The sequence below is a fragment of the Paraburkholderia sp. BR10937 genome (assembly GCF_040965695.1).
Taxonomy (GTDB): Bacteria; Pseudomonadota; Gammaproteobacteria; order Burkholderiales; family Burkholderiaceae; genus Paraburkholderia.
Map to the genome: position 1 here is coordinate 38,889 of NZ_JBFRCL010000047.1, position 22,772 is coordinate 61,660.

Consider the following 22,772-nt stretch of genomic DNA (forward strand, 5'->3'; position numbering starts at 1 on the left):
TGTGGTCCACGCTCCGGGTTGCGACATCCCGATTCGACCAGCAATCCCCCGGAGATCGTCAATTTCCATATTTCGTACCGGTTGTCCGGCGGAACAAGCCGGATTCGGACCATCACACTGAATAATCCGCCTTTATTGCAGGCCAGCCACACCCACATCCGGCCGCCCTTGACCGCATGCAGTGATACGTATATACATGGTACGTAATACAGTACGATATTCGAGCGAGGAAGCAGATGGCCCGCACCGGTCTTACGCGCATGGACGTTAAGCGCGCCCGCGACGCGTTGCTCGCACAGGGGCAGCCCACATCGATCGACGCGATACGTATCGCGCTCGGCAACACGGGCTCGAAAACCACGATCCACCGGTACCTGAAGGAACTGGAGGAAGATGAGGGCGCGTCACTGACACGCGCCGGGTCGCTCTCGGACGCGATCCAGGATCTGGTAGCCCGGCTCGCAGCCCGCCTGCACGAGGAAGCACAAGCCCTCCTCGACCAGCAGGCCGCCGCTGCGGCCGCGCAACAGCAGCTGGCGCAGTCCGAAATCGCAAGGCTCGGCGCTGAGCTGGCCACGGTGCGGGAGCAACTCACTGGCGCGACCGCCGCCCTTTGCGCGGAGCAGGAGGCGCACGCCGGGACTCGCGTGGCGTTGCATCAGCGCGACCTGGACGTCGAGCGGCTCACCCAGCAGGTAGGCGACCAGACCGAGCGCCTTGCCGAGCAGGAAGGCTTCCGCCTGTCGCTTGAGGCCAAGCTCGTGCATGCGCGCGATGCCCTTGAGCACTTCCGTACGGCCGCGCGCGAGCAGCGCGAACAGGAAGCGCACCGACATGAGCAGCAGGTCCAGCAGGTGCAGGCTGAGCTACGCCAGGCGAACCAGACGGCCATCGTCCGGCAGAACGAGATCACACAGCTGAACCGGGACAACGCGCGGCTCGTCGCAGAAGCGACGGCCACGACCCGGCTCGCACGCGATCAGCAGGCACATGGCGAGGCGCTGCAGTCCGCCCTCAATCGTGCGCTCACCGATCGGGCGCGCGCCGAGGCCGAACGCGACGCAGCGCAGTCGGCAGCCGATGCGCGGGCAGCCGAGCTGCTCCAGGTACGCGAGGCTCGCGACTCGCTCCGCGCGGACCTCACGAAGCTGGCCGCGCAGTTCGAAGCACAGCAGCAGCTCCTGGTGGACTACCGGATGCGGCTGGGCGGCGCGGACGCGGCGGGCTGAAAGCGCCGCATCGCGTGCCGAAAGGACGTCAGAATGGCAACGCGCACGCCTTTCGGCGCTTGCCATGAAGCATTCCGGCTTTCGCGTCGGCCCGGAGTTTCATGGCTCCGGCGGGTTGCGCACCAGCACATTCACCTTCTTCTCTTCCATGCGCTTCGCTACGGGAATCTGGCATGAGCGAATACCAATACTACGAGTTTGCATGCGTCGACCAGCTGCTTACGGCGACCCAGCAGGCAGAGTTGCGCAGTTTCTCCACGCGGGCCACGATCACCGCCTCAAGCTTCGTCAACGAATATCACTGGGGAAATCTCAAGGGCGACCCGCTCGAGTGGGTACAGCAATATTTCGATGCCCACGTCTACTCCTCCAACTGGGGGAGCTGCCGCCTGCTTCTTCGCCTGCCGCACGGCACGTTTGACGCGGCGACCATCCGCGATTACGTCAAGGCTGGACGAAAGAGGCGCTCCCGTTTCGAGAAGGCATTCGAGGCCATGGACGTCGATGACTGGTGCCTCCTCGACTGGTCGTTCAACGATGACTCGGGCGAACACGCCCGCTTCTCGGAGGAGATGGATGGTGCGGGGTGGATGACGCGCCTGCTGCCTGTACGCGACGAGCTGCTCGGCGGCGATGCTCGCCCGCTTTATCTTGGGTGGCTTGCCCGCCTCGGGAATGATGAGCTACACGATGATGAAATCGAACCGCCGGTGCCTGCGGGATTACAGGCGTTGACGCCCGCACAGGTAGCACTGGCCGAGTTTCTGATGCTGGATGCGGATTGGCTCGCCGCCGCCGCCGAGGCCAGCCCGTCATTACTGGCCCCAGAATCCAGTGGGAGCGAAGACGGTCGCTTTGATCCCTGGTTACGTGAGTTGCCGGTTGAGGAGATGCGGGCGAAACTGCGCATGCTGCTACAGGGGCGCAGCCGTGAAGCGGAGCGAACGCTTCGAAACGCTTTTCTCAAATGGGAGAAGGGTAGGAATGCAAAGCAATTGAATTTGCCTAGGCGCCGTCGGATATCCGAAATCGAATTAAGGGTTGCCTCTCATCGTGCCATCCGTGAAAAAAAGGAGCAGGAAGCACGCCAGGCGGCCGCGGTCCGTCGTCGTGAGGAGCGCACACGGTACCTCACATCACTTCTCGAGCAGGAAGACACGGCGTGGTCAAGCATCGATGCACTACTGCGACGCACAACGGGCAGTGCCTACGATCAAGCATTCCAGAAGTTGCAGGATCTCGCCGAAGCGTATGAAAACGCCAGGCGGGATGCCGTATTCCGGTGTCGTCTGGCGCAATTGATGTCGAGTCATGGCAAGCGGGGAGCCTGGCTTACCCGGCTGCAAAAAGCGGGGTATTTGTGGCAACCCAAGTCTTAGCCTCCCTGGCCTGCTGAATCACTTCCGCAAATCCGGGATGAACTCTGAGCCCAGTTGGCCCAGCATATATGCGAATTTTCGGCGATTTGACCAAATCATAATAACTTGGACGCCTATGATAGAAAATTGTGCTTACCTTGTTCGCCCCCGATTATCGGCGGCAAGCCGTTCATCGATCAGTTGCGCCGTGTGTCGAAGGACGCGAAGGCCGTGATCTCGTGGGGCTCGTGCGCGTCGTGGGGCTGCGTGCAGGCGGCGAAGCCGAACCCGACGCGGGCGGTGCCGATCCATAAGGTCATCACCGACAAGCCGATCATCAAGGTGCCCGGCTGCCCGCCGATCGCCGAGGTGATGACGGGCGTGATGACCTACATGCTCACGTTCGACCGCATGCCGGAGCTGGACCGCCAGGGGCGCCCGAAGCTGTTCTACAGCCAGCGCATTCACGACAAGTGCTACCGCCGTCCCCATTTCGACGCTGGCCAGTTCGTCGAGTCGTGGGACGACGATGCGGCACGGCGCGGCTACTGCCTCTACAAGGTCGGCTGCAAGGGCCCGACGACCTACAACGCCTGCTCGACCGTGCGCTGGAACGGCGGCACGAGCTTCCCCATTCAGGCGGGCCACGGCTGCATCGGCTGCTCCGAGGACGGCTTCTGGGACAAGGGCTCCTTCTACGACCGGCTCACCCAGATCAACCAGTTCGGCGTCGAAGCGAACGCCGACAAAATTGGTGGCACCGCGGCCGTCGTGGTGGGCGCCGCTGCCGCGGCGCATGCGGCCGCTTCGGCGATTCAGCGCGCCAAATCGAAGCGCGACGCGAGGCAAGACCGCGACGGCCGATAGCCGCATCTAGCGCCCCGCGCGGGGGCGCCGCCGACAAGCATAGGAAGCAATACAGGAAAAAACAAGCATGACAGCCATTTCCACCCAGGGGTTTCAGCTCGACAACAGCGGGCGGCGCATCGTCGTCGATCCGGTCACGCGCATCGAAGGCCACATGCGCGTCGAGGTCAATGTCGATTCGAACAACGTGATCCGCAACGCCGTCTCCACCGGCACCATGTGGCGCGGGCTCGAAGTCATTCTCAAGGGGCGCGATCCGCGCGACGCGTGGGCATTCGTCGAGCGCATTTGCGGCGTGTGCACGGGATGTCACGCACTCGCCTCCGTGCGCGCCGTCGAGGACGCGCTCGACATCCGCATTCCGCCGAACGCGCACCTGATCCGCGAAATCATGGCGAAGACATTGCAGGTGCACGACCACGTGGTGCACTTCTACCACCTGCACGCGCTCGACTGGGTCGATGTGGTATCGGCGCTGAAGGCCGACCCCAAGCCCACGTCCGAGTTGCAGCAACGCGTCTCGCCCGTGCATCCGATGTCGTCGCGGGGCTATTTCCGCGACGTGCAGACGCGCCTGCGCAAGTTCGTTGAAAGCGGCCAGCTCGGGCCGTTCATGAACGGCTACTGGGGCAACCCCGCCTACGTGCTGCCGCCGGAAGCTAACCTGATGGCCGTCACACACTACCTCGAAGCGCTCGACCTGCAAAAGGAGTGGGTCAAGATTCATACGATCTTCGGCGGCAAGAATCCGCACCCGAACTACCTAGTGGGCGGCGTGCCGTGCGCGATCAATATCGACGGCGATCTCGCCGCCGGTGCACCGATTAACATGGAGCGCCTGAACTTCGTCAAGTCGCTCATCGACGAAGCGATCACGTTCTGTCGCAACGTCTACGTGCCCGATCTGCTTGCAATCGGCACGATCTACAAGGCGCGCGGCTGGCTGTATGGCGGCGGCCTCGCCGCGACCAACGTGATGGACTACGGCGCGTATCCGCTCGTCAACTACAACCCATCCACCAACCAGATGCCGGGCGGCGCGATCCTCAACGGCGACTGGAACACGATCCTGCCGGTCGATCCGCGCGACCCCGAGCAAGTGCAGGAGTTCGTTGCGCACTCCTGGTATCAATACCCGGACAACGACCGCGGGCTGCATCCCTGGGACGGGATTACCGAGCCGCATTACGAACTGGGGCCCAACACGAAGGGCACGCGCACCGCGATCGAGTCGATCGACGAGAGCGCGAAATACTCGTGGGTCAAGTCGCCGCGCTGGCGCGGGCACGCAATGGAGGTCGGACCGCTCGCGCGCTACATCCTGGGCTACGCGCACGCGCAGCAGGGCAATGCGCATTGCGGGCGCACGAAGGAGCAGATCGAAACCTCGCTCGTCGCCGTGAACCAAGGCATGCCGAAGCTGCTCGGCTTGCCCGAAACCTCGCACGGCGCGAAACAACTGTTGCCGACCACCATCGGCCGCACGCTCGCCCGCGCGCTCGAAGCGGAGTATTGCGCCGAGATGATGGCGGACGACTGGCAAAGCCTCATCGACAACATCCGCAACGGCGACACCTCGACCGCGAACGTCGACAAGTGGGACCCGTCGATGTGGCCCGCCGAAGCGAAGGGCGTGGGCGCGGTCGCCGCGCCGCGCGGCGCGCTCGGCCACTGGATCAGGATCAAGGATGGCCGCATCGAGAATTACCAGTGCGTCGTGCCGAGCACCTGGAACGGCGGCCCACGCGACGCTAAAGGGCAGATCGGCGCATTCGAGGCGAGCCTCATGAACACGCCCATTGCGAACCCCGAGCAGCCTGTCGAGATCCTGCGCTCGCTGCATTCGTTCGATCCTTGCATGGCGTGCTCGACGCACGTGATGAGCGAGGACGGCGCTGAAATGACCGCCGTGACCGTGCGCTAACACTAGGCCGCTGCGACGCCTGCGCTCGCCGACGCAGTGGCGGCCAAGAAAGGATGATGACGATGCAATCGTATTCCCGACGCGAAGAGGCGCGCGACACCGTTCCGCCCGCCGAGGCGATTTACGTGTACGAAGCGCCGGTGCGCGTCTGGCACTGGATCAACGCGGCATCGATCGTGGTGCTCGCGGTGACCGGCTACCTGATCGGCTCGCCGCTTCCCACGCAGCCCGGCGAGGCAAGCGCGCATTTACTGATGGGCTATATCCGCTTCGCGCATTTCACCGCCGCCTACCTGTTCGCCATCGGACTCGCGGGCCGCGCTTATTGGGCCATTGTCGGCAATCACCATGCGCGCGAGATGTTCTGGGTGCCGGTGTTCTCGCGCGAGTACTGGCTCGCCATGTTCGCCATGCTGCGTTACTACGCGTTTGTCGGGCCCACGCCGTGCCAGTTCAGCGGGCACAATCCGTTGTCGCGACTCGCAATGTTCTTCGTGTTCCTACTGGTCTCCCTGTTCATGATCGTGACCGGCTTCGCGCTGTACGGCGAAGGCGCGCAGGCGGGTTCGTGGCAGCAGATTGCGTTTGGCTGGGTGCGTCCGCTGTTCGGCCAGTCGCAAGGCGTGCACACCACGCATCACCTCGGCATGTGGGCGATCATGATCTTCGTGATCCTGCATGTCTATGCGGCGATTCGCGAGGACATCATGGGCCGCCAGAGCGTGGTCGGCTCGATGATCTCGGGCCACCGCACGTTCAAGAAGTGAGGCCGCGATGCTGACTTCCCCGCAAAGCGGCGCGCCCGCCATCGTCGTGCTCGGCATCGGCAACGTGCTGTGGGCCGACGAGGGCTTTGGCGTGCGCTGCATCGAGGCGCTCCAGCAGCGCTTCGAATTCGCCCCGCACGTGAGCCTCATGGACGGCGGCACGCAAGGGCTGTATCTGGTCCAGTACGTCCAGGCCGCCGACAGCCTGTTGATTTTCGACGCGGTCGATTACGGTCTCGCGCCCGGCACGCTGAAGATCGTTGAGGATGACGACGTTCCGGCGTTTCTCGGGGTGCGCAAGATGAGCCTGCACCAGACCGGCTTCCAGGAGGTGCTGATGCTCGCGCGCCTGACCGGCCGGTATCCGCGCCGCGTGCTGCTGGTCGGCTGCCAGCCCGACGAAGTGGACGATTACGGCGGCAGCTTGCGGCCCGCCATGAAGGCGTCGCTGGAGCGCGCGCTCGAACTGGGCGTCGAGCGCCTTGCCGCATGGTGCGGTGAACCCTCGCCGCGCCGCACCCCGCTGCGCGCCGACGAGGCGGTCACGCTGCCGCATCTCGCGCTCGCGCGCTACGAAGGCGAGCGGCCGAGCGAAGCCGATGCGTGCCGCACCGGCGACGAGCGCGTGCTGCTGCGCACGCGCCGCGAGGAGCCGCCGTCGTGTGCGTAGGCGTGCCGATGCGGGTAATCGAGGTGCAGGGCTTGCAGGCGTCCTGCGACGGGCGCTGCGAGCGCCGCCGCATCGACACGTCGCTGGTTGGCCCGTGCAGCGCCGGTGAATGGCTGCTGGTCTTTCTGGACGCGGCGCGCGAGAAGCTCGACGCGACGCGCGCGGCGGAGATCGACGCGACGCTCTCGCTTGTCGAGCGGGCGCTGGCGGGCGATGCCGCCATGGCCCGCGCGAGCGCGCATTTTGAATTGCCGTCCGCGCTCGGCGTGGACGACCTGATCCGGCTGACTGGCGGCGCGCGGCACTCACCGGTCCACCAAGGAATCGACGTGACAAATACGGGCGGCGCCGCGCATGAGGTGGCGCCCGTGGTGCAGCGGCTGATCGACGACGGACACGCCGAGTTCGTGGACGAACGCACACTCGACGACTGGCTGGCGGATAGCGGCGAATGCGTCGTGCTGCTTGCGGGCGACCCGGTGCGCTTTCCCGAATCCCTCGACGTGGCCGTGGTGCTGCCCGAACTCGCGCGCCTCGCGGAGGGCCGCTTTGGCCGCCCATTGCGCGTGGCTGTGGCGACGCGCGAAGGCGAGGACGCGATCGTGCGCCGCGTCGGCTCTCAGCGCTGGCCCGCATTGCTGTGGCTGCGCGACGGCGGCTATGTCACGACGCTCGCGGGCATGATGGACTGGGACGATTACGTGGCCAACGTCGCCCATGCGCTCGCGCAGCCGACTACGCGGGTGCCTTCGGTTGGCATTCCCGTCAACGCCGCCGGCGCTTCGGCGGATTGTCACTATCCGTTACCAAGCGTCGATTGAACATCGATCAATCATCGGGATTGCCAACCATGTCCATGACTCCGTTTCCCGTTCCCGTCGTGCCATTCGGCCACGGCAGCCAGGACGAGGGCGATGCGGTGCTCGACTATCTGCCGATGCCGCAAGGCATGCGCACCTATGTAGCGCCGCCGCTGCCCGAGCGCGCCGACGCGCGGGCGCTCGACGCCGCGCGCGGCGTGCTGCGCGATGTACTGCGCGTGCTGGCGGCATACGAACCCGGCACGCCGCCCGAAGCGATCGACCTGACGACCTGCGACGCGGTGGCGCTGCGCATTCTCAACGACGTGTTGGGCGAGGGCGAGGTCAGCGCGCGCATCGACAATGCGCAGCGGTGCAGCGTCCTGATCCAGGAGACGGTGTTAACCGGGCTGTGGCGCGTGGTCGAGCCCGGTGGCGCGAGCGCGGCCGACCGCCTCGAAATCGGTGCAGCACCGGCGCTCCTCGCGCGGCCCGCAGAGGGGACGCAGCCGATGGCGCCGTTGCCGGGGTCGTTGCCACCGGGCGTGATGAACGCGCCGTCGGTCCTGAGCGAGGCGCGCGATCATGTTGCGCGCTGGCGTGCCGGGGACGCGCCCCATGTCGTCAATTTGACGCTCCTGCCGTTGTCGCCGGGGGATGAACAACTGATCGACGCCATGCTGGGCGAGGGCTCCGTGCAGGTGCTCGCGCGCGGCTACGGAAATTGCCGCGTGGGCAGCACGGCGATCGCAAACTGCTGGCGCGTTGCGTATTTCAACTCGCAGGATACGCTGATCCTGAACACGATCGAGATCACCGATCTGCCGGAGGTCGTGCGCGCCGCGCCGGAAGACATCGCCGATTCGTGCGAGCGCCTTGCCCAGTTGATCGAGTGGGTAGGCGAAGCGTGACGATGAACGATCGCATGATGCAATTCGAGGGCAGCTATCTCGGCGATAGCAGCCGCATCGCGGCTCATACGCGCCTCGAATGCAAGATCTGCTGGTGGATCTACGATCCCGAACAAGGCGACCCGGTCTGGCAGATTCCGCCCCACGTGCCGTTCGCGGCGCTTCCCGCGCACTGGCGCTGCCCCGTTTGCGACGGCGCGGCGGACCAGTTCATGGTGGTGGGGGACGCGGCTTGACCGCGCGCGCCATCGTGCGAGACACCCCGCGCGGCGAGCCACGGGTGGCGGCGCTGGTCGCGCACTTCGAGACGGTCGCCAACGGTGCGATGCGCGATCTGCCGGTCGTGAATCGCGCCTTGCCCGTCGAGGCAATCGGCTTCGCGCCGATGCCCGGGGAGGCCGGGGCGCGAGGTGCCTGGCTCGGCGTGCTGATCACGCCGTGGTCCATGAATCTCCTCAGGCCGCCCGGCGCGATGCAGGATTCGGTGCCATGTCCGCGGCCGTGCGGCAAGGCACGCTTGCGCGTAGGCAACGTCGAATGGATCGGCGCGCACGTGCAAGGCGTGGGCGCGTATGCGTGCTGTTCGCTCTTTTCGCCAATGTTCGAATTCGCCGGCCAGGAGAGCGCCGTCGCCACCGCGCAGGCCGTCCTCGCGCAGTTGCGCGGCGGGGAAGTCGGCGCGAAGGGCGATGGGAACGGCGACCCAGCGGGCATTGCGCCGCGCGCGTCGCGGCGCGCGTTCCTGTTGCGGCCGGGCGCGTTCGGGAGCGCTGCATGAATGCGGCGACGCTGGCCGGGCAATACCGGGTGCGCCCCGGCCGGCAGGACAGCATCGCGGGCGGCCGCCCGCCGCTCGCCGCCACGCTGCTGCGCGGGCAACCGGCGGCAACCGCCGCGTCGCGGCTTTCGGCGCTGTTCGCGCTGTGCGGACTCGCGCACCGACTCTGCGCGGAACTTGCCGTCGGCGCGGCGGGCGGCTCAGCGGTGCACGAGCGGGAGGATGCCGTCAAAGCGGCTCATACCTCGATGCTTACGCGCGAAACGCTCGCCGTGCAGCTGCGCTGCATCTGGACCGACTGGCCCGTGAGGCTTGCCGCCGCCGCGCCGCATAGGCTGCCCGATGTCGAAGCGGCAGGCTCGCCCGACTGGGTGGAGCGGCATGTTCTCGGCATGCCTGGGTGCAAATGGCTCGCACACTGGGCGGACGATCCGCGTGGCTGCCTTAGCGCCTGGAGCGCGCGGGCCAAGACGTTCCCGGCCCGGTTGCTGGCAGACTGCCGTCCATACGCCGATACAACCCGTGCCACGCCGCGGCCACTCGTGATCGACGAAGCGCGGTTGAGCGAACTGGCCACAGCGATTGCCGGGAGTCCGGCTTTCGCGCACGCTCCCCTGCAACGCGGTCAGCCCGCGGAGACCGGCGTGTGGACGCGTAGCGACGATCCGTGCGCGCTGGACTACGATACGCCCTGGCTGCGGCTTGGCGCGCGCGTCGCGGACGTGGTGCGGCTAGCGGCGGCCGACGGCGCGCGTGCGCTGCGCTTTGGCGCGCTGACGTGCGCGCCCGGTGAGGCGCTCGGCTGGTGCGAGATGGCGCGCGGCGTGCTGGTCCATTGGGTGCGACTCGCGCCGGACGATACGGCGCGCATCGAGGACTACCGCGTGGTCGCGCCGACCGAGTGGAATTTTCACCGCCAGGGCACGCTCGCGCAAGCCTTGTCGCGACTCGACCCCGCGCCCGGCGATGGAGCGTTCGCCGCGCACGCAGGCGTGTGGATGGGCGCGTTCGATCCGTGTATCGCCTATGCGCTCGACCGGGCGGAACCGACGATATGCATGAAGTAAGCCTGGCCGGCGGCGTGCTGGCATCGGTCGAAGCGGCCGCCAAGCGCGAGCGCTTTGTCCGCGTGAAGGTGCTGAGGCTCGAAGTCGGGCGACTCGCGGGCGTCGAGGTCGAGGCGCTGCGCTTCGCCCTCGAAGCAATCGCCACTGGCACTTGCCTTGCCGGCGCGCGCGTCGAGGTCGAGGAACCATCGGGCAGCGCGTGGTGCATGACCTGCAACGCGACCGTGCCGCTGGCCGTGCGCGGCGACCCCTGCGCACACTGCGGCGGCTACTGGCTCCAGCCGAACGGCGGCACGGAGCTGCGCATCGTCGACCTGACAGTCGACGATGCCTGACAATCATCGGATTAGCGCAAGGAGAAGCAACATGTGCGTGGTATGCGGGTGCGACAGCCCCGGCGATCGGCAAAACGCCGCTCAGGGGCACGAGGGCGCGCAGGCGCACGGCCACTCCGGCTCTCATTCCCACGCCCACCCGGGCGCATCGGGCCAAGACCTGGACTACGGCCTCGGGCCAGCGGGCGTGACGGTGCCCGGCCTCGACCAAGGGCGCACCATCAAGCTCGAGCAGGATGTGCTGGGCGAGAACAATCGCCATGCCGCCGCCAACCGGCGGCAATTCGCGGCACACGACGTGCGTGCGCTGAATCTCGTGTCGAGCCCGGGCTCGGGGAAAACGACGCTGCTGTGCGCGTCGATCGCCGCGCTGCGCGAGCGGATGCCGGGTCTGCCCGTCGGCGTGATCGAGGGCGACCAGCAGACGGCGAACGACGCCGAGCGCATTCGCGCGGCCGGTGCGCCCGCGATCCAGGTGAACACGGGCAAGGGCTGCCATCTCGACGCGGCGATGGTCACGGCGGCCTTCGGGCGGCTGTCGCTGCACGACCATGCTCACGAGCACGCGTCCCTCGCGTCCCACGCACCGCGCAGCGTGCTGTTCATCGAGAACGTCGGCAATCTCGTCTGCCCCGCGGTGTGGGATCTCGGCGAGGAGGCGAAGGTCGCGATCCTCTCGGTGACGGAGGGTGAGGACAAGCCGCTCAAGTATCCCGACATGTTCGCAGCCGCGCGCCTCATGATCGTCAACAAGATTGACCTGCTCCCTTATGTGCAGTTCGACGTCGAGCAGTGCATCGCGTATGCGCGCCGCGTGAATCCGTCGATCGAAGTGATCCGGCTCTCGGCCACGACCGGCGAAGGCCTCGATGCGTGGCTCGACTGGATCGCGCGTGCGCGCGACCCGATTGTCGAGCGCATCGGCGTGCTGGAGAGCGAGCTTGCGGCGTTGCGCGCTGAGCAGCGGCGCGCCGGAGACGCCGTATGACGGCGCATGTGCAGCACCTGCCGCATGCCCTCGGCGATCATACGGTGCTCGCCACCGGCGCGTGGCTGAAGAACGCCGCGTGCGTGTGCATCGGCGGCGAGGTGCACTGGTCGCCGCTGCACGGCAATCTCGACGACCCGGCGCACTGCGTGGCGCTCGATACGTCGGTGGCCGCGCTCGTCGAGGCCGCCGCGCGCGCGGGGCGGCCCGTGCGCGCGATCGCGCACGATCTGCATCCCGACTTCTACAGCACGCGCGTCGCGCTCGAATGGGGCGAGCGGCTCGGCGTGCCGACCGTCGCCGTTCAGCATCATCACGCGCACATCGGCGCGGTCGCGGCCGAGCACGGGTTGAGCGAGCACGTTGTCGGCCTCGCGCTCGACGGCGTGGGTCTCGGCACGGACGGCGCCGCTTGGGGCGGCGAACTGCTGGAAGTGGCGCCCGCCGGCTGGCGGCGCCTGGGCAGTCTCACGCCGCTCGCGCTGCCCGGCGGCGACGTCGCGGCGCGCGAGCCTTGGCGCATGGCCGCCGCCGCCCTGCACGCGCTCGGGCGGAGCGACGAAATCGACCAGCGCTTCGCGGCCGCCGTGGGCGATAGCGCCGCGCGCACGGTCGGCGTCATGCTCGCGCGCAGCCGCAATTGCCCGCCGAGCACCGGCGCGGGACGGTGGTTCGACGCTGCGGCGGGACTGCTCGGCGTGTGCCTGCGCCAGCGCGCCGAAGCCGAGGCGGCCATCGCACTCGAAAGGCTCGCGAGCGGCTACCTCGACGCGCACGAGGCCCCCAATGTGGCGGACCTGTGGCAAGTCACGGACAACGGCGAGCTTGACCTCCGTCCGCTCCTCGCCGAGTTGCTGACGCTCGCGGACGCGGGCGAAGCCGCGCGCGGCGCCGCCGTCTTTCATCTCGCACTGGCTGCGGCGCTCGCCCACTGGGCCACGCTCGCCGCGCAAGGTCGCTCCGTGCTCCTTGGCGGCGGTTGCTTCGCAAACCGGCTGCTCGCCGCGCATCTGCGCACGTCTCTCGCGACGCGCGGGGTGCGCACCCACATGCCCGGCACAGTACCCTGTGGTGACGCCGGCCTCGCGCTTGGCCAAGCTTGGGTTGCCGCATACGATCCGCAGTTACGCGCGATGCTCGCGACTGCGCCAAGAATCAGGAGTTAGCCCATGTGTTTAGCTATTCCCGCACGGCTCATCGAATGGTCTGACGCCGAAACGGCCGTCGTCGATCTCGGGGGCGTGCGCAAGACGGTCTCGCTCGCGCTCGTGCCAGACGCGCGCCCGGGCGATTACGTGATCGTGCATGTCGGCTTCGCGCTGGGCGTGATCGACCCGGAAGAGGCCGAGCGCACGCTCGCGCTGTTCGGCGAAGTCGCCCAGTCGCTTGGCGAGGCGCATGACGCGCCCATCGCGCAACCCGGAGCCGCGCAATGAAATACGTCGACGAATTCCGCGACGGCGAACTCGCCGCGCGCATTGCCGGGCGCATCCAGGCGCAGACGCAGATCGAGCGCCGCTACCAGTTCATGGAGTTCTGCGGCGGTCACACGCACGCGATTTCCCGCTACGGCGTGGCCGATCTCCTGCCTCAAAACGTGCGGATGATCCACGGTCCCGGCTGCCCGGTTTGCGTGCTGCCGATCGGGCGCATCGATCTGGCGATTCGCCTCGCGCTCGAACGCGGCGTGATCCTCTGCACCTATGGCGACACGATGCGCGTGCCGGCCTCGGACGGCCTGTCGCTCCAGCGTGCCAAGGCGCGCGGTGCGGACATTCGCATGGTGTATTCGCCGCGCGACGCGCTGCGCATCGCGCGCGAGCATCCCGAGCGTGAGTTGGTCTTTTTCGCAATCGGCTTCGAGACCACCACGCCGCCCACCGCGCTCGTCGTGCGCGAGGCGGCGGCCAGCGGCGCGGAGAACTTCAGCGTGCTGTGCTGCCACGTGCTCACGCCCGCCGCCATCACTCAGCTGCTCGCCGCGCCGTCCGTCGACGCGAACGCGGTGCCGCTCGACGGCTTCGTCGGCCCCGCGCACGTGAGCATCGTGATCGGCTCCGCGCCTTACGAGGCCTTCGCGCAGGGGTATCGCAAGCCGGTCGTGATCGCCGGGTTCGAGCCGCTCGACGTGTTGCAGGCGATCCTCTTGCTCGTGTGCCAGGTCAACGACGGCCGCGCCGAGGTGGAGAACGAATTCGCACGCGCCGTCACGCGCGCGGGCAATGCGGCCGCGCAGGCGCTAATGCAGGACGTGTTCGAAACGCGCGAGTCGTTCGAGTGGCGTGGCCTGGGCGAGGTCCCGGCGAGCGCGCTGCGCATTCGCCCGAAGTACGCGCGCTACGACGCGGAAAGCCGCTACGAACTCGTCTACCGGCCCGTCGCCGATCATCGCAAGTGCGAGTGCGGGGCGATCCTTCGCGGTCTCAAGCACCCGCGCGACTGCACGCTGTTCGGCACGGTCTGCACGCCCGAGAATCCGATCGGCTCGTGCATGGTGTCGAGCGAAGGCGCGTGCGCCGCGCATTACTCTTATGGTCGTTTCAAGGATATTCCGGTTGTCGCAGCATGAGCCCAGCCCACCCATCTTCGGTCAAGCCCGCCTTCGTGCGGCCCCTGAACTTTCGCGACGGCCGCATCGACATGGGCCACGGCGCGGGCGGCCGCGCGTCGGCGCAACTGATCCGCGAGCTGTTCGTCGCGGCCTTCGACAACGAATGGCTGCGCCAGGGCAACGACCAGGCCGCGTTCGCGCCGCTTGCGCAAGGCCCAGGCGAGCGCATGGTGATGGCCACCGACGCGCACGTCGTCTCGCCACTGTTCTTTCCAGGTGGCGACATCGGCAGCCTCGCCGTGCACGGCACCGTCAACGACGTCGCGATGGCGGGCGCGCGGCCTTCGTATCTCAGCGCGAGCTTCATCCTGGAGGAGAGCTTCCCGCTGGCGGATCTTCGCCGCATCGTCGAGTCGATGGCCGCGGCGTCGCACGCGTGCGGCGTGCCGATCGTGACGGGCGACACCAAGGTCGTCGAGCGCGGCAAGGGCGACGGTGTGTTCATCACCACGAACGGCATCGGCGTCGTGCCCGCGGGCATTCATATCGACGGCTCGCAGGCGCGGCCCGGCGATGTCGTGCTGCTCTCGGGCACGATCGGCGAACATGGCGTGGCGATCATGTCGCAGCGCGAGGACCTGGGCTTCGAAACGCAGATCCGCTCGGACAGCGCCGCGCTGCACACGCTCGTGGCGGACATGCTTGCCGTCACGCCTCGCGTGCGCGTGCTGCGCGACCCCACGCGCGGCGGGCTTGCCACGACCCTCAACGAGATCGCCGGCCAGTCGCGCGTCGGGATGCGCATTCAGGAGCGCGCGATTCCCGTGCTGCCGCAAGTCGATGCGGCGTGTGAGCTGCTGGGCCTCGATCCGCTCTATGTCGCCAACGAAGGCAAGTTGGTCGCGATCTGCGCAAGCGGCGACGCGCCGCAACTGCTCGCGGCGATGCGCGCGCATCCGTTGGGCGTGGCGGCGGCGCGCATCGGCGAAGTGGTCGAGGACGCGCATGGCTTCGTTCAGATTGAGACGAAATTCGGTGGCCGGCGCATTGCCGACTGGCTTTCGGGCGAGCAACTGCCGCGGATCTGCTGATCCGGGTTGCGTGCAACATGGCAATGTACCCACTCCATCGGGTCGGCCGCGGTGAACGGCAGGGTCCCTGTGAGCATCTGATAGAGCGTGACTCCGAATGCGTAGAGGTCGCTGCGCGAATCGATCGAGCGGCTCATCCGCCCAGTCTGCTCAGGCGCCATATAGGCGAGGGTACCGACGATCGTTTCCGGCGGTTCCGGCGATTGCCGTTCATACGTGCGTCGAGAGGCGCTTCCAAAGCCAGTGAGCCGCACGTGGCCGTCGACGCAGTCCACCAGAATATGCGCAGGTTTGATGTCCTTATGCACGAGGCCGTGCTGATGGACTTTACCCAGCGCCGCTGCAATGCCCACAGCGAGGGACAACACATGTCCCACCTCGCCAGGTCCGCCGATTTGCCGCTCGAGCAGTTCGCCAAGCGGATCCTCGAGCACTAGTACCATCCGTGCGTCATCGCGCACCAGCTTCAAAGGGCGCGCTGCCCACTGACTGTTGAGTACGTCCTTCAGCGCGAACTCGTGAGCGAGGCGTTCGAGAAGGGCGGTTGGGGGATGTTCGTCGGCGGGACGTACCACCAGCACACTGCCGGTGCTGCCGGTGGGCTGGACCCGGTAGAGCGTGAACTCGCCATCCTCGCGCAGTATGCTGGCGCTGCGATTTACGTCGGTACCGTGTAGGGAGTCCATCTGACGTAGTTTATCGTCGCGCTCGTGCCCGTCAATCAAGAGAGGCAACTCATTCGTCTGCTCATACAGCGGCGGACGTGCCCTTCAAGCACACTACACGGCAACATCTGTGGAGTCAGCAACGCGTGTAGAGCCAGGCGTTCTTCTCTAGAACCGCCTCAAATCGGCCGTGCTGGAGCCGAATCAGTACTTTCATTTATTGGCTGGCTAGCCCATGTGGCGCGGCCTTGGTCGACACAGCCGTCCCTTCCAACGGCGGAACCTGAAGGGGCTCGATGAGGGCTATCGACTACGTCGCCGCCGGCCCCGGTATCAAGTCGTTCACGTCTACGGCAATACTTATCATTTCTTTGAGGCTGCATGGTGACCGCAACGATGCAGGAAGCGCCGACTTCGTCCTCCGGGTCTTCGTCGTAGTGGTCCATTTCGGCGCGGACGATATACGTGGTGTTTTTCGGCACCACGAAGGTCTCGATCTCGTCGTAGTCGATCCCAGGCTCCATCACATAGCCGCCTCAGAATCCTGACACGAAGTTTCGCGCGGGATATTGCACGGGTATTTGGAAGGATCTAGTGTTCTGTCCCAGAAATAACTTTACGTAAATTCAGATTGTTCTATGATCGAATCACGGTGAGTTGGGGGCGATCATGGGACGCAAAGGAATCGAGCTTGTCGTGTCGGAGCTGGAGCCGAGAGCAATTGCTCTCAATGAGCCGCTCGCGTTCGCTGCCTCACTCTCTCGTGCGCCGGGCAAAGATTATCTTGATGGCCGCTGACGGTCATACCGGTCAAGAAATTGCGACGCAGTGCGAAGTAACACCGCCTGCAATTACGCACTGGAAGAAGCGCTTTGTTGCCCACGGACTTGCCGGTCTGCATGATGAAGCCCGTCCAGGCCGGCCTCGCACGCATGATGATGAAGCAGTCGCGGAATTGCTTGCGAGGATGCTGCATGAGAAGCCGGATGGGGCAACGCACTGGAGCGTGCGCTCCGCTGCTGCGCAGACAGGGATTTCGAAGAGTTCGGTGGCCCGATATCTGTCGTTGTTCGCCGCGCTCAATACGGCAACGGGTGAAGTTATTGCGCAATGTAAGCCGCGCCACCGACATCAGGAATTCCTGGCGTTTCTCAGGCATGTGGATCAGGCGGTGCCTGCCGATCTCGATGTGCATCTGATCGTCGACAACTATGCGACACACAAGCATCCCAAGGTCAGGGCGTGGCTGGCCAGGCATACGCGCTACTACATACACTTCACGCCGACTTACTCAAGCTGGCTGAATCAGGTTGAACGCTGGTTTGGCCTGATTACACAGCAGGCGATCCGTCGAGGGTCGTTCAAGAACGTGCGGCAACTCATCACCAGCGAGCGATATATCGAGCAGTACAACCAACACGGCCGGCCGTTCGTGTGGACCGAGACCGCCGATTCAATTCCAGAAAGTGGCTCGGCTATGCAAAATTATTTCTGGGACAGAACACTGGATCCCGACATTGATCTGCCGAAAATTTGGGCTGATGAAGCGGCGGAGTTTCGTACGGGAGTGGAAATGAAGTTTCCGAGGTTTAAGGTCAGTACCGATCAGCTGAAATCGGTGCAGGGACGCGGCGACCCAAGTCGCTTGCCATTCGACACCTCTTGCGAGTAATCGATAGGAAGACGAGCTTCTACGAGTCAAATCGCAAGACGGCGCGCTTCGCAGGCATCAAAGGACAGCTCGCAGGTCTCGGTGAAGACGCCCCGTACAGATTCCTCGCCGGCGGCAAGCGTACGGAGGCGACCCTTAATTCCGCAAACGGAGCGCTCAAGGGGGCGGTGTATAGCGATATCTCGATTGCAAAAGTCGTTTGGCAGCGTAGGGCCGCTGACCAGAGTGTGGCTCCCGTTGCAAGCGATGCAGGGGTCGTCTAAGTGGGCGTGTGGGAGCTTTAAACGTGGTCGTATCTCCGTCGGTCAGGGATGAGGGTAAAAGAATTGTGCCCGCAGGACTTGCACTCTGACACGATCTTTGGTGCAATTTTTGGCGCTTGCGTTCCTCAAAGCCCCACGCTACAAGGCTTTGCTGACTAGCCGAAGGAGTGCAAGGTGGTGGTATTTAAGGTTTTTCGATCAGATCGCCAGAAATTGCACCAAAAGTACGAATACCCAGCTTGCGCCGGGGTGAGGCCGTTGTTGAACACGATGCTCGAAAAGCCAGTTCGTGTCATCGGCAGCGGTTGGTCGATTTGGACGTCGGCATCCTTTGTCCCTAACCAGACGCATCATTCCGGAACTGGAATAGTTCGAGCCCGCTGACACGGGCTTTCAGGGATTCACCGAAGATTCGCATGCAACGAGGCGAAGGCGCGTCCGAGGTCAGACCTCGTCCCCAGCAAACACGCTGTGCTCGGCAAGCACGGTGTCCTTGTCGACGCACTGCACATGCCAGTGCCCTGCAACGACCGATCCGCTCTCGCATTCAGTGCAGCACCAGAGTGCCTCGCCTGATTCCCCCTCGAACGGGCCAGTTTGGGCTTCCACGGCGAGACCGTCGAGGATGAACAGGGGGCGCGCATTCTGCTGGTCGCACACCAGCGTGCCGCGAGCATCGACCCGCAGCTTTCCCCAGTCGGGGAATTGGAGACCGGCATGACCTTCGCGCGACCACTTGTGGGTGTCGTTGTCGAGCCAAAGGATCGCATAGGCATTCGGGTCAAGGCGGTCGAAGGTGCTGAGATGGAGCGTGATGCGCATGAATTTCTCCGGTCGTGTTCGTGGCTTCGTGACCCGCCACAGTAATCGACGGACATATCAACTGTAGGTGCAGCGGCAAGCTTGTGCATGCGTCAGGGTGTCGCTTGCTGCCGCTTTATACTTACTTGGGCGCCGGCACGGCGCTTCCGCGTCTACCGATTTAAATTCGGCAGGGCTCACGATTTCGATGTACTCCATGTCAGGCGCGTGTTCGAAACGGACGGCGCCTGATGCACGCAATCACCCGCTTCGACGAGCGTTTCCTTGTCGGTGTACACGAAGCTCGCCCCGACTTAGAGCATGCTGACGATATGAAAATCTGCTTCATGCGGGTGCCAGCCCGCGCCCGACTTTGGCGCAAGATTTGCCCTAATATTGCGCGACCACCTTGTGCCCCTGACGATTTCCAGATCACGATAGACAAAGAAATCGCGCAGCCCACCGCGCGTGAGTGACGTGTCCTGCGGCTTGACGTGAGAAAAACCAGTGGTGAGTCCGGTTTGCATGACAGGTCTCCCGAGTGCGATGGAAGAAGGGGCACTAGGTTTGGGAAGCACGACGTCTTCCAGCATCCAGAATTTGACTTGGCACGCGGTGATGGTTGCCCCTGTTTCCGGATTTGTGACAGACCTGGATCGACGTCACGCTATCCATCGGCCGGCTCGCATCGACGCCAGGCTTCTGGCTGACGTACACCGTTCCTGCGAGAGCCAGCCCTCGTGGCACGTTGACTCTTATGTGATACCTGATAAAAGTGCGCGAGAGTGCCCCGGTCAACGGCGGAGTATGAGCGCAGCGTCCGCCGTCCTTGCTGGTGCAAGCCGCTTCGGGCGGCATGTCGACTGCGCTCATTCAGATGGATTGTGCTGCCGGCTTCGTGGCCACGTCGCACAATGACGAGGGTGCCGCGATCGCCGAGCGCCTCGGCGCCAACCGGATATTCCGCCACGCCGATCAGTTGCCGCGCCGCACTGATGCAGTCGTGACAACATCGGGGCCGTGACCTGGGCGGACAGCCTGAGGGCTGTCAAACGTGGCGGCGTCGTGGTGATCAATGGGGTCACGAGCCGCCCTGCCGCGGAAACCGATCTGCTTCGCATCTTTATCGAGCAGGTCGACATACGTGGCACGCTCGACGTAGGACGCAATAAATTTGACACTACCCGTTCCCTGTAACCAAGAGCCAAAGCGCGCCCCTCGTGACGGTTTTATTTACCTTTGAATCGTAATAAAAGCGTCAATTCGCATAAGTCCGCATTAAATTCGTCACTTCGCCTCCTAAACTTCGAATCCCGACCGTAACACCTGCGCACGCGTCTTCGCGTGCCTGCCGGCGATGCATGACGAGTTCCTGCGCCAGTGCCGCTCGGTGGGCCTGACTGCAGCGGATTATCCGTTCAACATCGCGGGGCATGCGATCCGTTCCCTGTCGTGCCGGCTGAAGGCGGAAATGCTGCGCAGTTTTGGTACAGCCGCGCGCGCCGCCGGTGCATCGCACCTGAAAGGGGGGGCCGCGCTTTGATGACGACGTGAAGGTGCCGGCGACTCGTCCCTGTCAGGTCGTCGAATTCGACGGCCACCGGCTCGATATCTGCCCCAAGTCCGTGGTGCGCGATCCGCTGTGATTTGAACACGAATTCGAAATGGAACGTGTCTGGCTGCTGGTGATCATCGACGTGTACACGCGCGTCGTGCTGGGCTATCACATCGTGCTGGCGAGCGAGTACAGCCGCTACGATGTCATCAAGACCATCGAAAACGCGCTTGAGCCTCGTCGCGTGAAGGACTTCACGATCGCCGGACTCGGCTACGGTGCGCAAGAGGGTTTCGCGTCGCAGCGTATGCCGGAGCTCGCGTATGCCGTGTGGGAACGTATGAAGCTCGACAACGCAAAAGCGAACCTGGCCGACGACACGATCAGGGCACTTTGTGAATTCGTTGGGTGCCTTGTCGATGCGGGGCCGCGCCACAGCCCGGACGAGCGACCCTACATCGAGCGTTTTTTCGGGACCGTCGCAAGCCGCCTGTCGTCGCGCCTGCTAGGCTACACCGGCTCGCATCCGCGCGATCTGCGGCGGGCGCTGGCTGATCCGAAGGGTAGCCTGCGTTTGTATGTTTCCCTCGACGAGCTCGAGGAACTGGTCGAATACGCGATCGCGAGCTACAACGGCACGCCGCACCGTCCGGGCCGCACAACGCCACGCGAAGCGCGCCTGCGGTAGCGCCCCGGGCCCTGGATCCCGGCCACGCGCTTCGCAGTAGCTGGGCCCCGCGCCCCCTGCGCGCGCCGCACGTGCCCAGCCGCCTCCCCGCCCCCTGGCGGGTGCCGCGCCGGCCTAGGCGCCCGTCCTGCAGCAGTTCGAGTTTGCTCGCAGCTATGGCAGTCTTGACGAGTTTCTGGCGCAATCGAGCGCGGAGAAGGGGGGCCAGCGGGGTGGGAAACAACTGCCTGCTGGATACAGTTCTTCAGTTCGTGCGCAACATCAGGCGACAGCCCGGGGTGGAAACGGAGCAGACGAGGGAACTCGAGGCGCAGGCATTGCGAAGTGGGCTGATCGCGGATGGCCTGGCCGATGAGCATGACTTCATCGACATCTACGCGGCCGGGGACAGGCTCGCGCGCAGCCTTGACATACGCATCCAGACCATTGAGGTCGATCAGAGTGGGCGGGTCACAGCTCATCCGGTTCTTGGTCAGCAAGGCCGGCTTGTGCATATCCTCCATACGCCTGCTCACTTTCAGCCATTATGGCCGCGCCCGCCAGGATCATAAAAAATCTTGGACGGCAGTCATATTGCACCTCCTGCCATGGGCCATGAGGGCGTATTCCACGCCAAACCGAACGCTGACTCCACGCCTGCCCGAGCGCGAATTCCACGCGTAACCGAGCAGTAAGCTGGAGGGATGGCGACGCGGGATAACCGTAAGCGCTAAATTCACCACACCCGATGGAGAATCGTTCGCAACCGAGAGGCGAGCGTGGCCGCATCGCGGCGGCCTGGCATGGCCGACGATGTCCACGACTGCACTCGGGTATTGCGCGCCGACTTCATGGGTGGCGCGCAATTGGCCGATCAGTTCGCGCTCGTTTCGGCTTGCCGTTTCGCGTAGTTGAACGGCAGCAAATCGCTAATGTCGGCGTCCGGTGCTCGCTGTCACGGGGCGGCGTAATCGAGCCGGGGATGGGCGGCGTAATGGAGCCAGCGGAAGCGGGGGTAAAGCGCAGATTCGAACGGCTTCAAGAATGCCGTTTTTTGCCCGATTTGGCAACCGCGTTTTCACTGCTCGCCGGCATCGGTTTGGGCTTGCGGAAGCTCTCTCCCTCGATTACGACGCGATAGGCACCGTGTCGTAGCCGGTCCACATCACGGCGCCCAGAATGCGGTTGTCGGGGAACGCGTCGCCCCATTCACTCAGATCTAAATTTGACGTGACGGTCAAAGCCGCTCGCTCGTACCTGGCGGCGATCAGGTCGTGGAAGTCTTCGTCGTGGGGTGGGTGCAGCGGTTTGACTGCGAAGTCGTCGATGATGAGCAGCGGCACACGTACGAACTGCTGGAACTTACGCTCGTCCAGGTCTGTGGCGCGAGCTGCGTGCAGTTTCTTGAGCAGATCAGTCTGTGAGATGAACAACACGTCACGCCCTTGCCGGGCCGCGCAGTGGCCCAATGCCTGCGCCAGGTGTGACTTGCCGACGCCTGTTCCGCCGACCAGCAAGACACAGACCTTCTCGTCGATGGAGCGACCGGTAGCGAGATCGTGGATATAGGCTCGGTTGAGCTTGGGCCCCAGATCGAAGTTGAACGTCTCGAGCCGGCACGGGCAAGCCGCACGCCCAACTTCTTCGTGTCGCGTCGAGCGATCTCGTCATGCAGCAGCATTGCGAGGAACTCGGTGTAGGCAAGCTGCCCGTCAATGGCTTCGCGGTTGCGCTGCTCGAGCGAGTCAAGGATGCCCGAGAGGCGCAGCTGCTTGAGGATGGGGTTCAGTTCGGGACTCGGATTCATGGCTGG

The 22,772-nt window shown here is 64.9% G+C and carries 20 protein-coding genes and 6 pseudogenes; 22 read left to right on the plus strand and 4 right to left on the minus strand.

What is annotated here, in order from left to right; all coding sequences use genetic code 11:
• Nucleotides 1-236: 236 nt before the first annotated feature.
• The 17 genes and pseudogenes from AB4Y44_RS30730 to hypE all read left to right on the plus strand — a co-directional run bounded on the left by AB4Y44_RS30730 (nucleotide 237) and on the right by hypE (nucleotide 15,336).
• Nucleotides 237-1,229, plus strand: a complete 993-nt coding sequence (locus tag AB4Y44_RS30730) for a DNA-binding protein (protein WP_368701698.1) — start codon at nucleotides 237-239, stop codon at nucleotides 1,227-1,229.
• Between the two features lie 173 nt (nucleotides 1,230-1,402).
• Entirely contained in the window at nucleotides 1,403-2,608 is a 1,206-nt protein-coding gene (locus AB4Y44_RS30735; protein ID WP_368701699.1) for a hypothetical protein, read from the plus strand.
• Between the two features lie 150 nt (nucleotides 2,609-2,758).
• A pseudogene (locus tag AB4Y44_RS30740) lies at nucleotides 2,759-3,454 on the plus strand (hydrogenase small subunit); the annotation flags it as partial.
• Nucleotides 3,455-3,521: 67 nt separating this feature from the next.
• A complete protein-coding gene (locus tag AB4Y44_RS30745) occupies nucleotides 3,522-5,378 on the plus strand; it encodes a nickel-dependent hydrogenase large subunit (protein WP_368618932.1) in 1,857 nt (618 codons plus the stop codon).
• Between the two features lie 56 nt (nucleotides 5,379-5,434).
• Nucleotides 5,435-6,145: a Ni/Fe-hydrogenase, b-type cytochrome subunit gene (gene cybH, locus AB4Y44_RS30750; protein WP_069269207.1), complete on the plus strand. Its 711-nt coding sequence runs from the start codon at nucleotides 5,435-5,437 to the stop codon at nucleotides 6,143-6,145.
• A 7-nt stretch (nucleotides 6,146-6,152) separates the two neighbouring features.
• On the plus strand, nucleotides 6,153-6,815 hold the full coding sequence (locus tag AB4Y44_RS30755) for a HyaD/HybD family hydrogenase maturation endopeptidase (protein ID WP_342952718.1): 663 nt from the start codon (nucleotides 6,153-6,155) through the stop codon (nucleotides 6,813-6,815).
• Between the two features lie 8 nt (nucleotides 6,816-6,823).
• Nucleotides 6,824-7,636 carry a HypC/HybG/HupF family hydrogenase formation chaperone gene (locus tag AB4Y44_RS30760; protein WP_368685330.1) on the plus strand — a complete coding sequence of 271 codons (813 nt, stop codon included), beginning with the start codon at nucleotides 6,824-6,826 and terminating at the stop codon, nucleotides 7,634-7,636.
• A 29-nt stretch (nucleotides 7,637-7,665) separates the two neighbouring features.
• A complete protein-coding gene (locus AB4Y44_RS30765; protein ID WP_342922267.1) occupies nucleotides 7,666-8,526 on the plus strand; it encodes a hydrogenase expression/formation protein in 861 nt (286 codons plus the stop codon).
• Between the two features lie 2 nt (nucleotides 8,527-8,528).
• Nucleotides 8,529-8,762: a rubredoxin gene (locus tag AB4Y44_RS30770; RefSeq protein ID WP_069269204.1), complete on the plus strand. Its 234-nt coding sequence runs from the start codon at nucleotides 8,529-8,531 to the stop codon at nucleotides 8,760-8,762.
• Between the two features lie 14 nt (nucleotides 8,763-8,776).
• On the plus strand, nucleotides 8,777-9,304 hold the full coding sequence (gene hybE / locus AB4Y44_RS30775) for a [NiFe]-hydrogenase assembly chaperone HybE (RefSeq protein ID WP_141710942.1): 528 nt from the start codon (nucleotides 8,777-8,779) through the stop codon (nucleotides 9,302-9,304).
• A complete protein-coding gene (locus AB4Y44_RS30780) occupies nucleotides 9,301-10,371 on the plus strand; it encodes a hydrogenase maturation factor HoxV/HupK (protein ID WP_069269203.1) in 1,071 nt (356 codons plus the stop codon). Before hybE ends, AB4Y44_RS30780 begins: the two co-directional genes overlap by 4 nt.
• Nucleotides 10,359-10,706 carry a hydrogenase maturation nickel metallochaperone HypA gene (locus tag AB4Y44_RS30785; protein ID WP_069269202.1) on the plus strand — a complete coding sequence of 116 codons (348 nt, stop codon included), beginning with the start codon at nucleotides 10,359-10,361 and terminating at the stop codon, nucleotides 10,704-10,706. Before AB4Y44_RS30780 ends, AB4Y44_RS30785 begins: the two co-directional genes overlap by 13 nt.
• Nucleotides 10,707-10,737: 31 nt before the next feature.
• The gene (gene hypB / locus AB4Y44_RS30790) at nucleotides 10,738-11,694 is read left to right on the plus strand and encodes a hydrogenase nickel incorporation protein HypB (protein ID WP_069269201.1); all 957 of its coding nucleotides are present in this window, start codon (nucleotides 10,738-10,740) and stop codon (nucleotides 11,692-11,694) included.
• On the plus strand, nucleotides 11,691-12,860 hold the full coding sequence (locus AB4Y44_RS30795) for a carbamoyltransferase HypF (protein WP_368618930.1): 1,170 nt from the start codon (nucleotides 11,691-11,693) through the stop codon (nucleotides 12,858-12,860). The genes hypB and AB4Y44_RS30795 overlap by 4 nt, the downstream gene beginning before the upstream one ends.
• 3 nt (nucleotides 12,861-12,863) lie before the next feature.
• Entirely contained in the window at nucleotides 12,864-13,130 is a 267-nt protein-coding gene (locus AB4Y44_RS30800; protein WP_069269199.1) for a HypC/HybG/HupF family hydrogenase formation chaperone, read from the plus strand.
• Nucleotides 13,127-14,263 carry a hydrogenase formation protein HypD gene (gene hypD / locus AB4Y44_RS30805; RefSeq protein WP_069269198.1) on the plus strand — a complete coding sequence of 379 codons (1,137 nt, stop codon included), beginning with the start codon at nucleotides 13,127-13,129 and terminating at the stop codon, nucleotides 14,261-14,263. The genes AB4Y44_RS30800 and hypD overlap by 4 nt, the downstream gene beginning before the upstream one ends.
• A complete protein-coding gene (gene hypE / locus AB4Y44_RS30810; protein WP_368618929.1) occupies nucleotides 14,260-15,336 on the plus strand; it encodes a hydrogenase expression/formation protein HypE in 1,077 nt (358 codons plus the stop codon). The genes hypD and hypE overlap by 4 nt, the downstream gene beginning before the upstream one ends.
• A gap of 8 nt (nucleotides 15,337-15,344) precedes the next feature.
• On the opposite strand, the pseudogene AB4Y44_RS30815 reads toward hypE, so the two are convergent.
• Nucleotides 15,345-16,022 (minus strand): annotated as a pseudogene (locus AB4Y44_RS30815) (serine/threonine protein kinase); the annotation flags it as partial.
• A gap of 275 nt (nucleotides 16,023-16,297) precedes the next feature.
• On the opposite strand from AB4Y44_RS30815, the gene AB4Y44_RS30820 reads away from it, so the two are divergent.
• On the plus strand, nucleotides 16,298-16,549 hold the full coding sequence (locus tag AB4Y44_RS30820) for a hypothetical protein (protein ID WP_368618928.1): 252 nt from the start codon (nucleotides 16,298-16,300) through the stop codon (nucleotides 16,547-16,549).
• Between the two features lie 121 nt (nucleotides 16,550-16,670).
• Nucleotides 16,671-17,460: pseudogene (locus AB4Y44_RS30825) on the plus strand (IS630 family transposase); the annotation flags it as partial.
• Nucleotides 17,461-18,380: 920 nt separating this feature from the next.
• Here AB4Y44_RS30825 and AB4Y44_RS30830 read toward each other — a convergent pair.
• The gene (locus AB4Y44_RS30830; protein WP_342922276.1) at nucleotides 18,381-18,758 is read right to left on the minus strand and encodes a DUF3564 family protein; all 378 of its coding nucleotides are present in this window, start codon (nucleotides 18,756-18,758) and stop codon (nucleotides 18,381-18,383) included.
• A gap of 57 nt (nucleotides 18,759-18,815) precedes the next feature.
• Nucleotides 18,816-19,264 (minus strand): annotated as a pseudogene (locus AB4Y44_RS30835) (cupin).
• Nucleotides 19,265-19,593: 329 nt separating this feature from the next.
• Here AB4Y44_RS30835 and AB4Y44_RS30840 point away from each other — a divergent pair.
• From AB4Y44_RS30840 to AB4Y44_RS30850, 3 genes and pseudogenes are all read left to right on the plus strand, one after another.
• Nucleotides 19,594-19,761 (plus strand): hypothetical protein, encoded by a 168-nt coding sequence (locus AB4Y44_RS30840; RefSeq protein WP_218108692.1) that lies wholly within the window; start codon nucleotides 19,594-19,596, stop codon nucleotides 19,759-19,761.
• Nucleotides 19,762-20,063: 302 nt separating this feature from the next.
• Nucleotides 20,064-20,938, plus strand: a pseudogene (locus AB4Y44_RS30845) (integrase); the annotation flags it as partial.
• A 254-nt stretch (nucleotides 20,939-21,192) separates the two neighbouring features.
• Entirely contained in the window at nucleotides 21,193-21,531 is a 339-nt protein-coding gene (locus AB4Y44_RS30850; protein ID WP_069269191.1) for a hypothetical protein, read from the plus strand.
• Nucleotides 21,532-21,997: 466 nt separating this feature from the next.
• Here the strand turns inward: AB4Y44_RS30850 and istB are convergent.
• Nucleotides 21,998-22,766, minus strand: a pseudogene (gene istB / locus AB4Y44_RS30855) (IS21-like element helper ATPase IstB).
• Nucleotides 22,767-22,772 lie beyond the last annotated feature (6 nt).

Excerpts from the sequence above, each read along its gene's own strand:
- AB4Y44_RS30730 (WP_368701698.1), top strand. The coding sequence starts at position 237 with ATGGCCCGCACCGGTCTTACGCGCATGGACGTTAAGCGCGCCCGCGAC.
- AB4Y44_RS30735 (WP_368701699.1), top strand. The coding sequence starts at position 1,403 with ATGAGCGAATACCAATACTACGAGTTTGCATGCGTCGACCAGCTGCTT.
- AB4Y44_RS30745 (WP_368618932.1), top strand. The coding sequence starts at position 3,522 with ATGACAGCCATTTCCACCCAGGGGTTTCAGCTCGACAACAGCGGGCGG.
- cybH (WP_069269207.1), top strand. The coding sequence starts at position 5,435 with ATGACGATGCAATCGTATTCCCGACGCGAAGAGGCGCGCGACACCGTT.
- AB4Y44_RS30755 (WP_342952718.1), top strand. The coding sequence starts at position 6,153 with ATGCTGACTTCCCCGCAAAGCGGCGCGCCCGCCATCGTCGTGCTCGGC.
- AB4Y44_RS30760 (WP_368685330.1), top strand. The coding sequence starts at position 6,824 with ATGCGGGTAATCGAGGTGCAGGGCTTGCAGGCGTCCTGCGACGGGCGC.
- AB4Y44_RS30765 (WP_342922267.1), top strand. The coding sequence starts at position 7,666 with ATGTCCATGACTCCGTTTCCCGTTCCCGTCGTGCCATTCGGCCACGGC.
- AB4Y44_RS30770 (WP_069269204.1), top strand. The coding sequence starts at position 8,529 with ATGAACGATCGCATGATGCAATTCGAGGGCAGCTATCTCGGCGATAGC.
- AB4Y44_RS30780 (WP_069269203.1), top strand. The coding sequence starts at position 9,301 with ATGAATGCGGCGACGCTGGCCGGGCAATACCGGGTGCGCCCCGGCCGG.
- AB4Y44_RS30785 (WP_069269202.1), top strand. The coding sequence starts at position 10,359 with ATGCATGAAGTAAGCCTGGCCGGCGGCGTGCTGGCATCGGTCGAAGCG.
- hypB (WP_069269201.1), top strand. The coding sequence starts at position 10,738 with ATGTGCGTGGTATGCGGGTGCGACAGCCCCGGCGATCGGCAAAACGCC.
- AB4Y44_RS30795 (WP_368618930.1), top strand. The coding sequence starts at position 11,691 with ATGACGGCGCATGTGCAGCACCTGCCGCATGCCCTCGGCGATCATACG.
- AB4Y44_RS30800 (WP_069269199.1), top strand. The coding sequence starts at position 12,864 with ATGTGTTTAGCTATTCCCGCACGGCTCATCGAATGGTCTGACGCCGAA.
- hypD (WP_069269198.1), top strand. The coding sequence starts at position 13,127 with ATGAAATACGTCGACGAATTCCGCGACGGCGAACTCGCCGCGCGCATT.
- hypE (WP_368618929.1), top strand. The coding sequence starts at position 14,260 with ATGAGCCCAGCCCACCCATCTTCGGTCAAGCCCGCCTTCGTGCGGCCC.
- AB4Y44_RS30820 (WP_368618928.1), top strand. The coding sequence starts at position 16,298 with ATGAGGGCTATCGACTACGTCGCCGCCGGCCCCGGTATCAAGTCGTTC.
- AB4Y44_RS30830 (WP_342922276.1), bottom strand. The coding sequence starts at position 18,758 with ATGCGCATCACGCTCCATCTCAGCACCTTCGACCGCCTTGACCCGAAT.
- AB4Y44_RS30840 (WP_218108692.1), top strand. The coding sequence starts at position 19,594 with ATGTCGACTGCGCTCATTCAGATGGATTGTGCTGCCGGCTTCGTGGCC.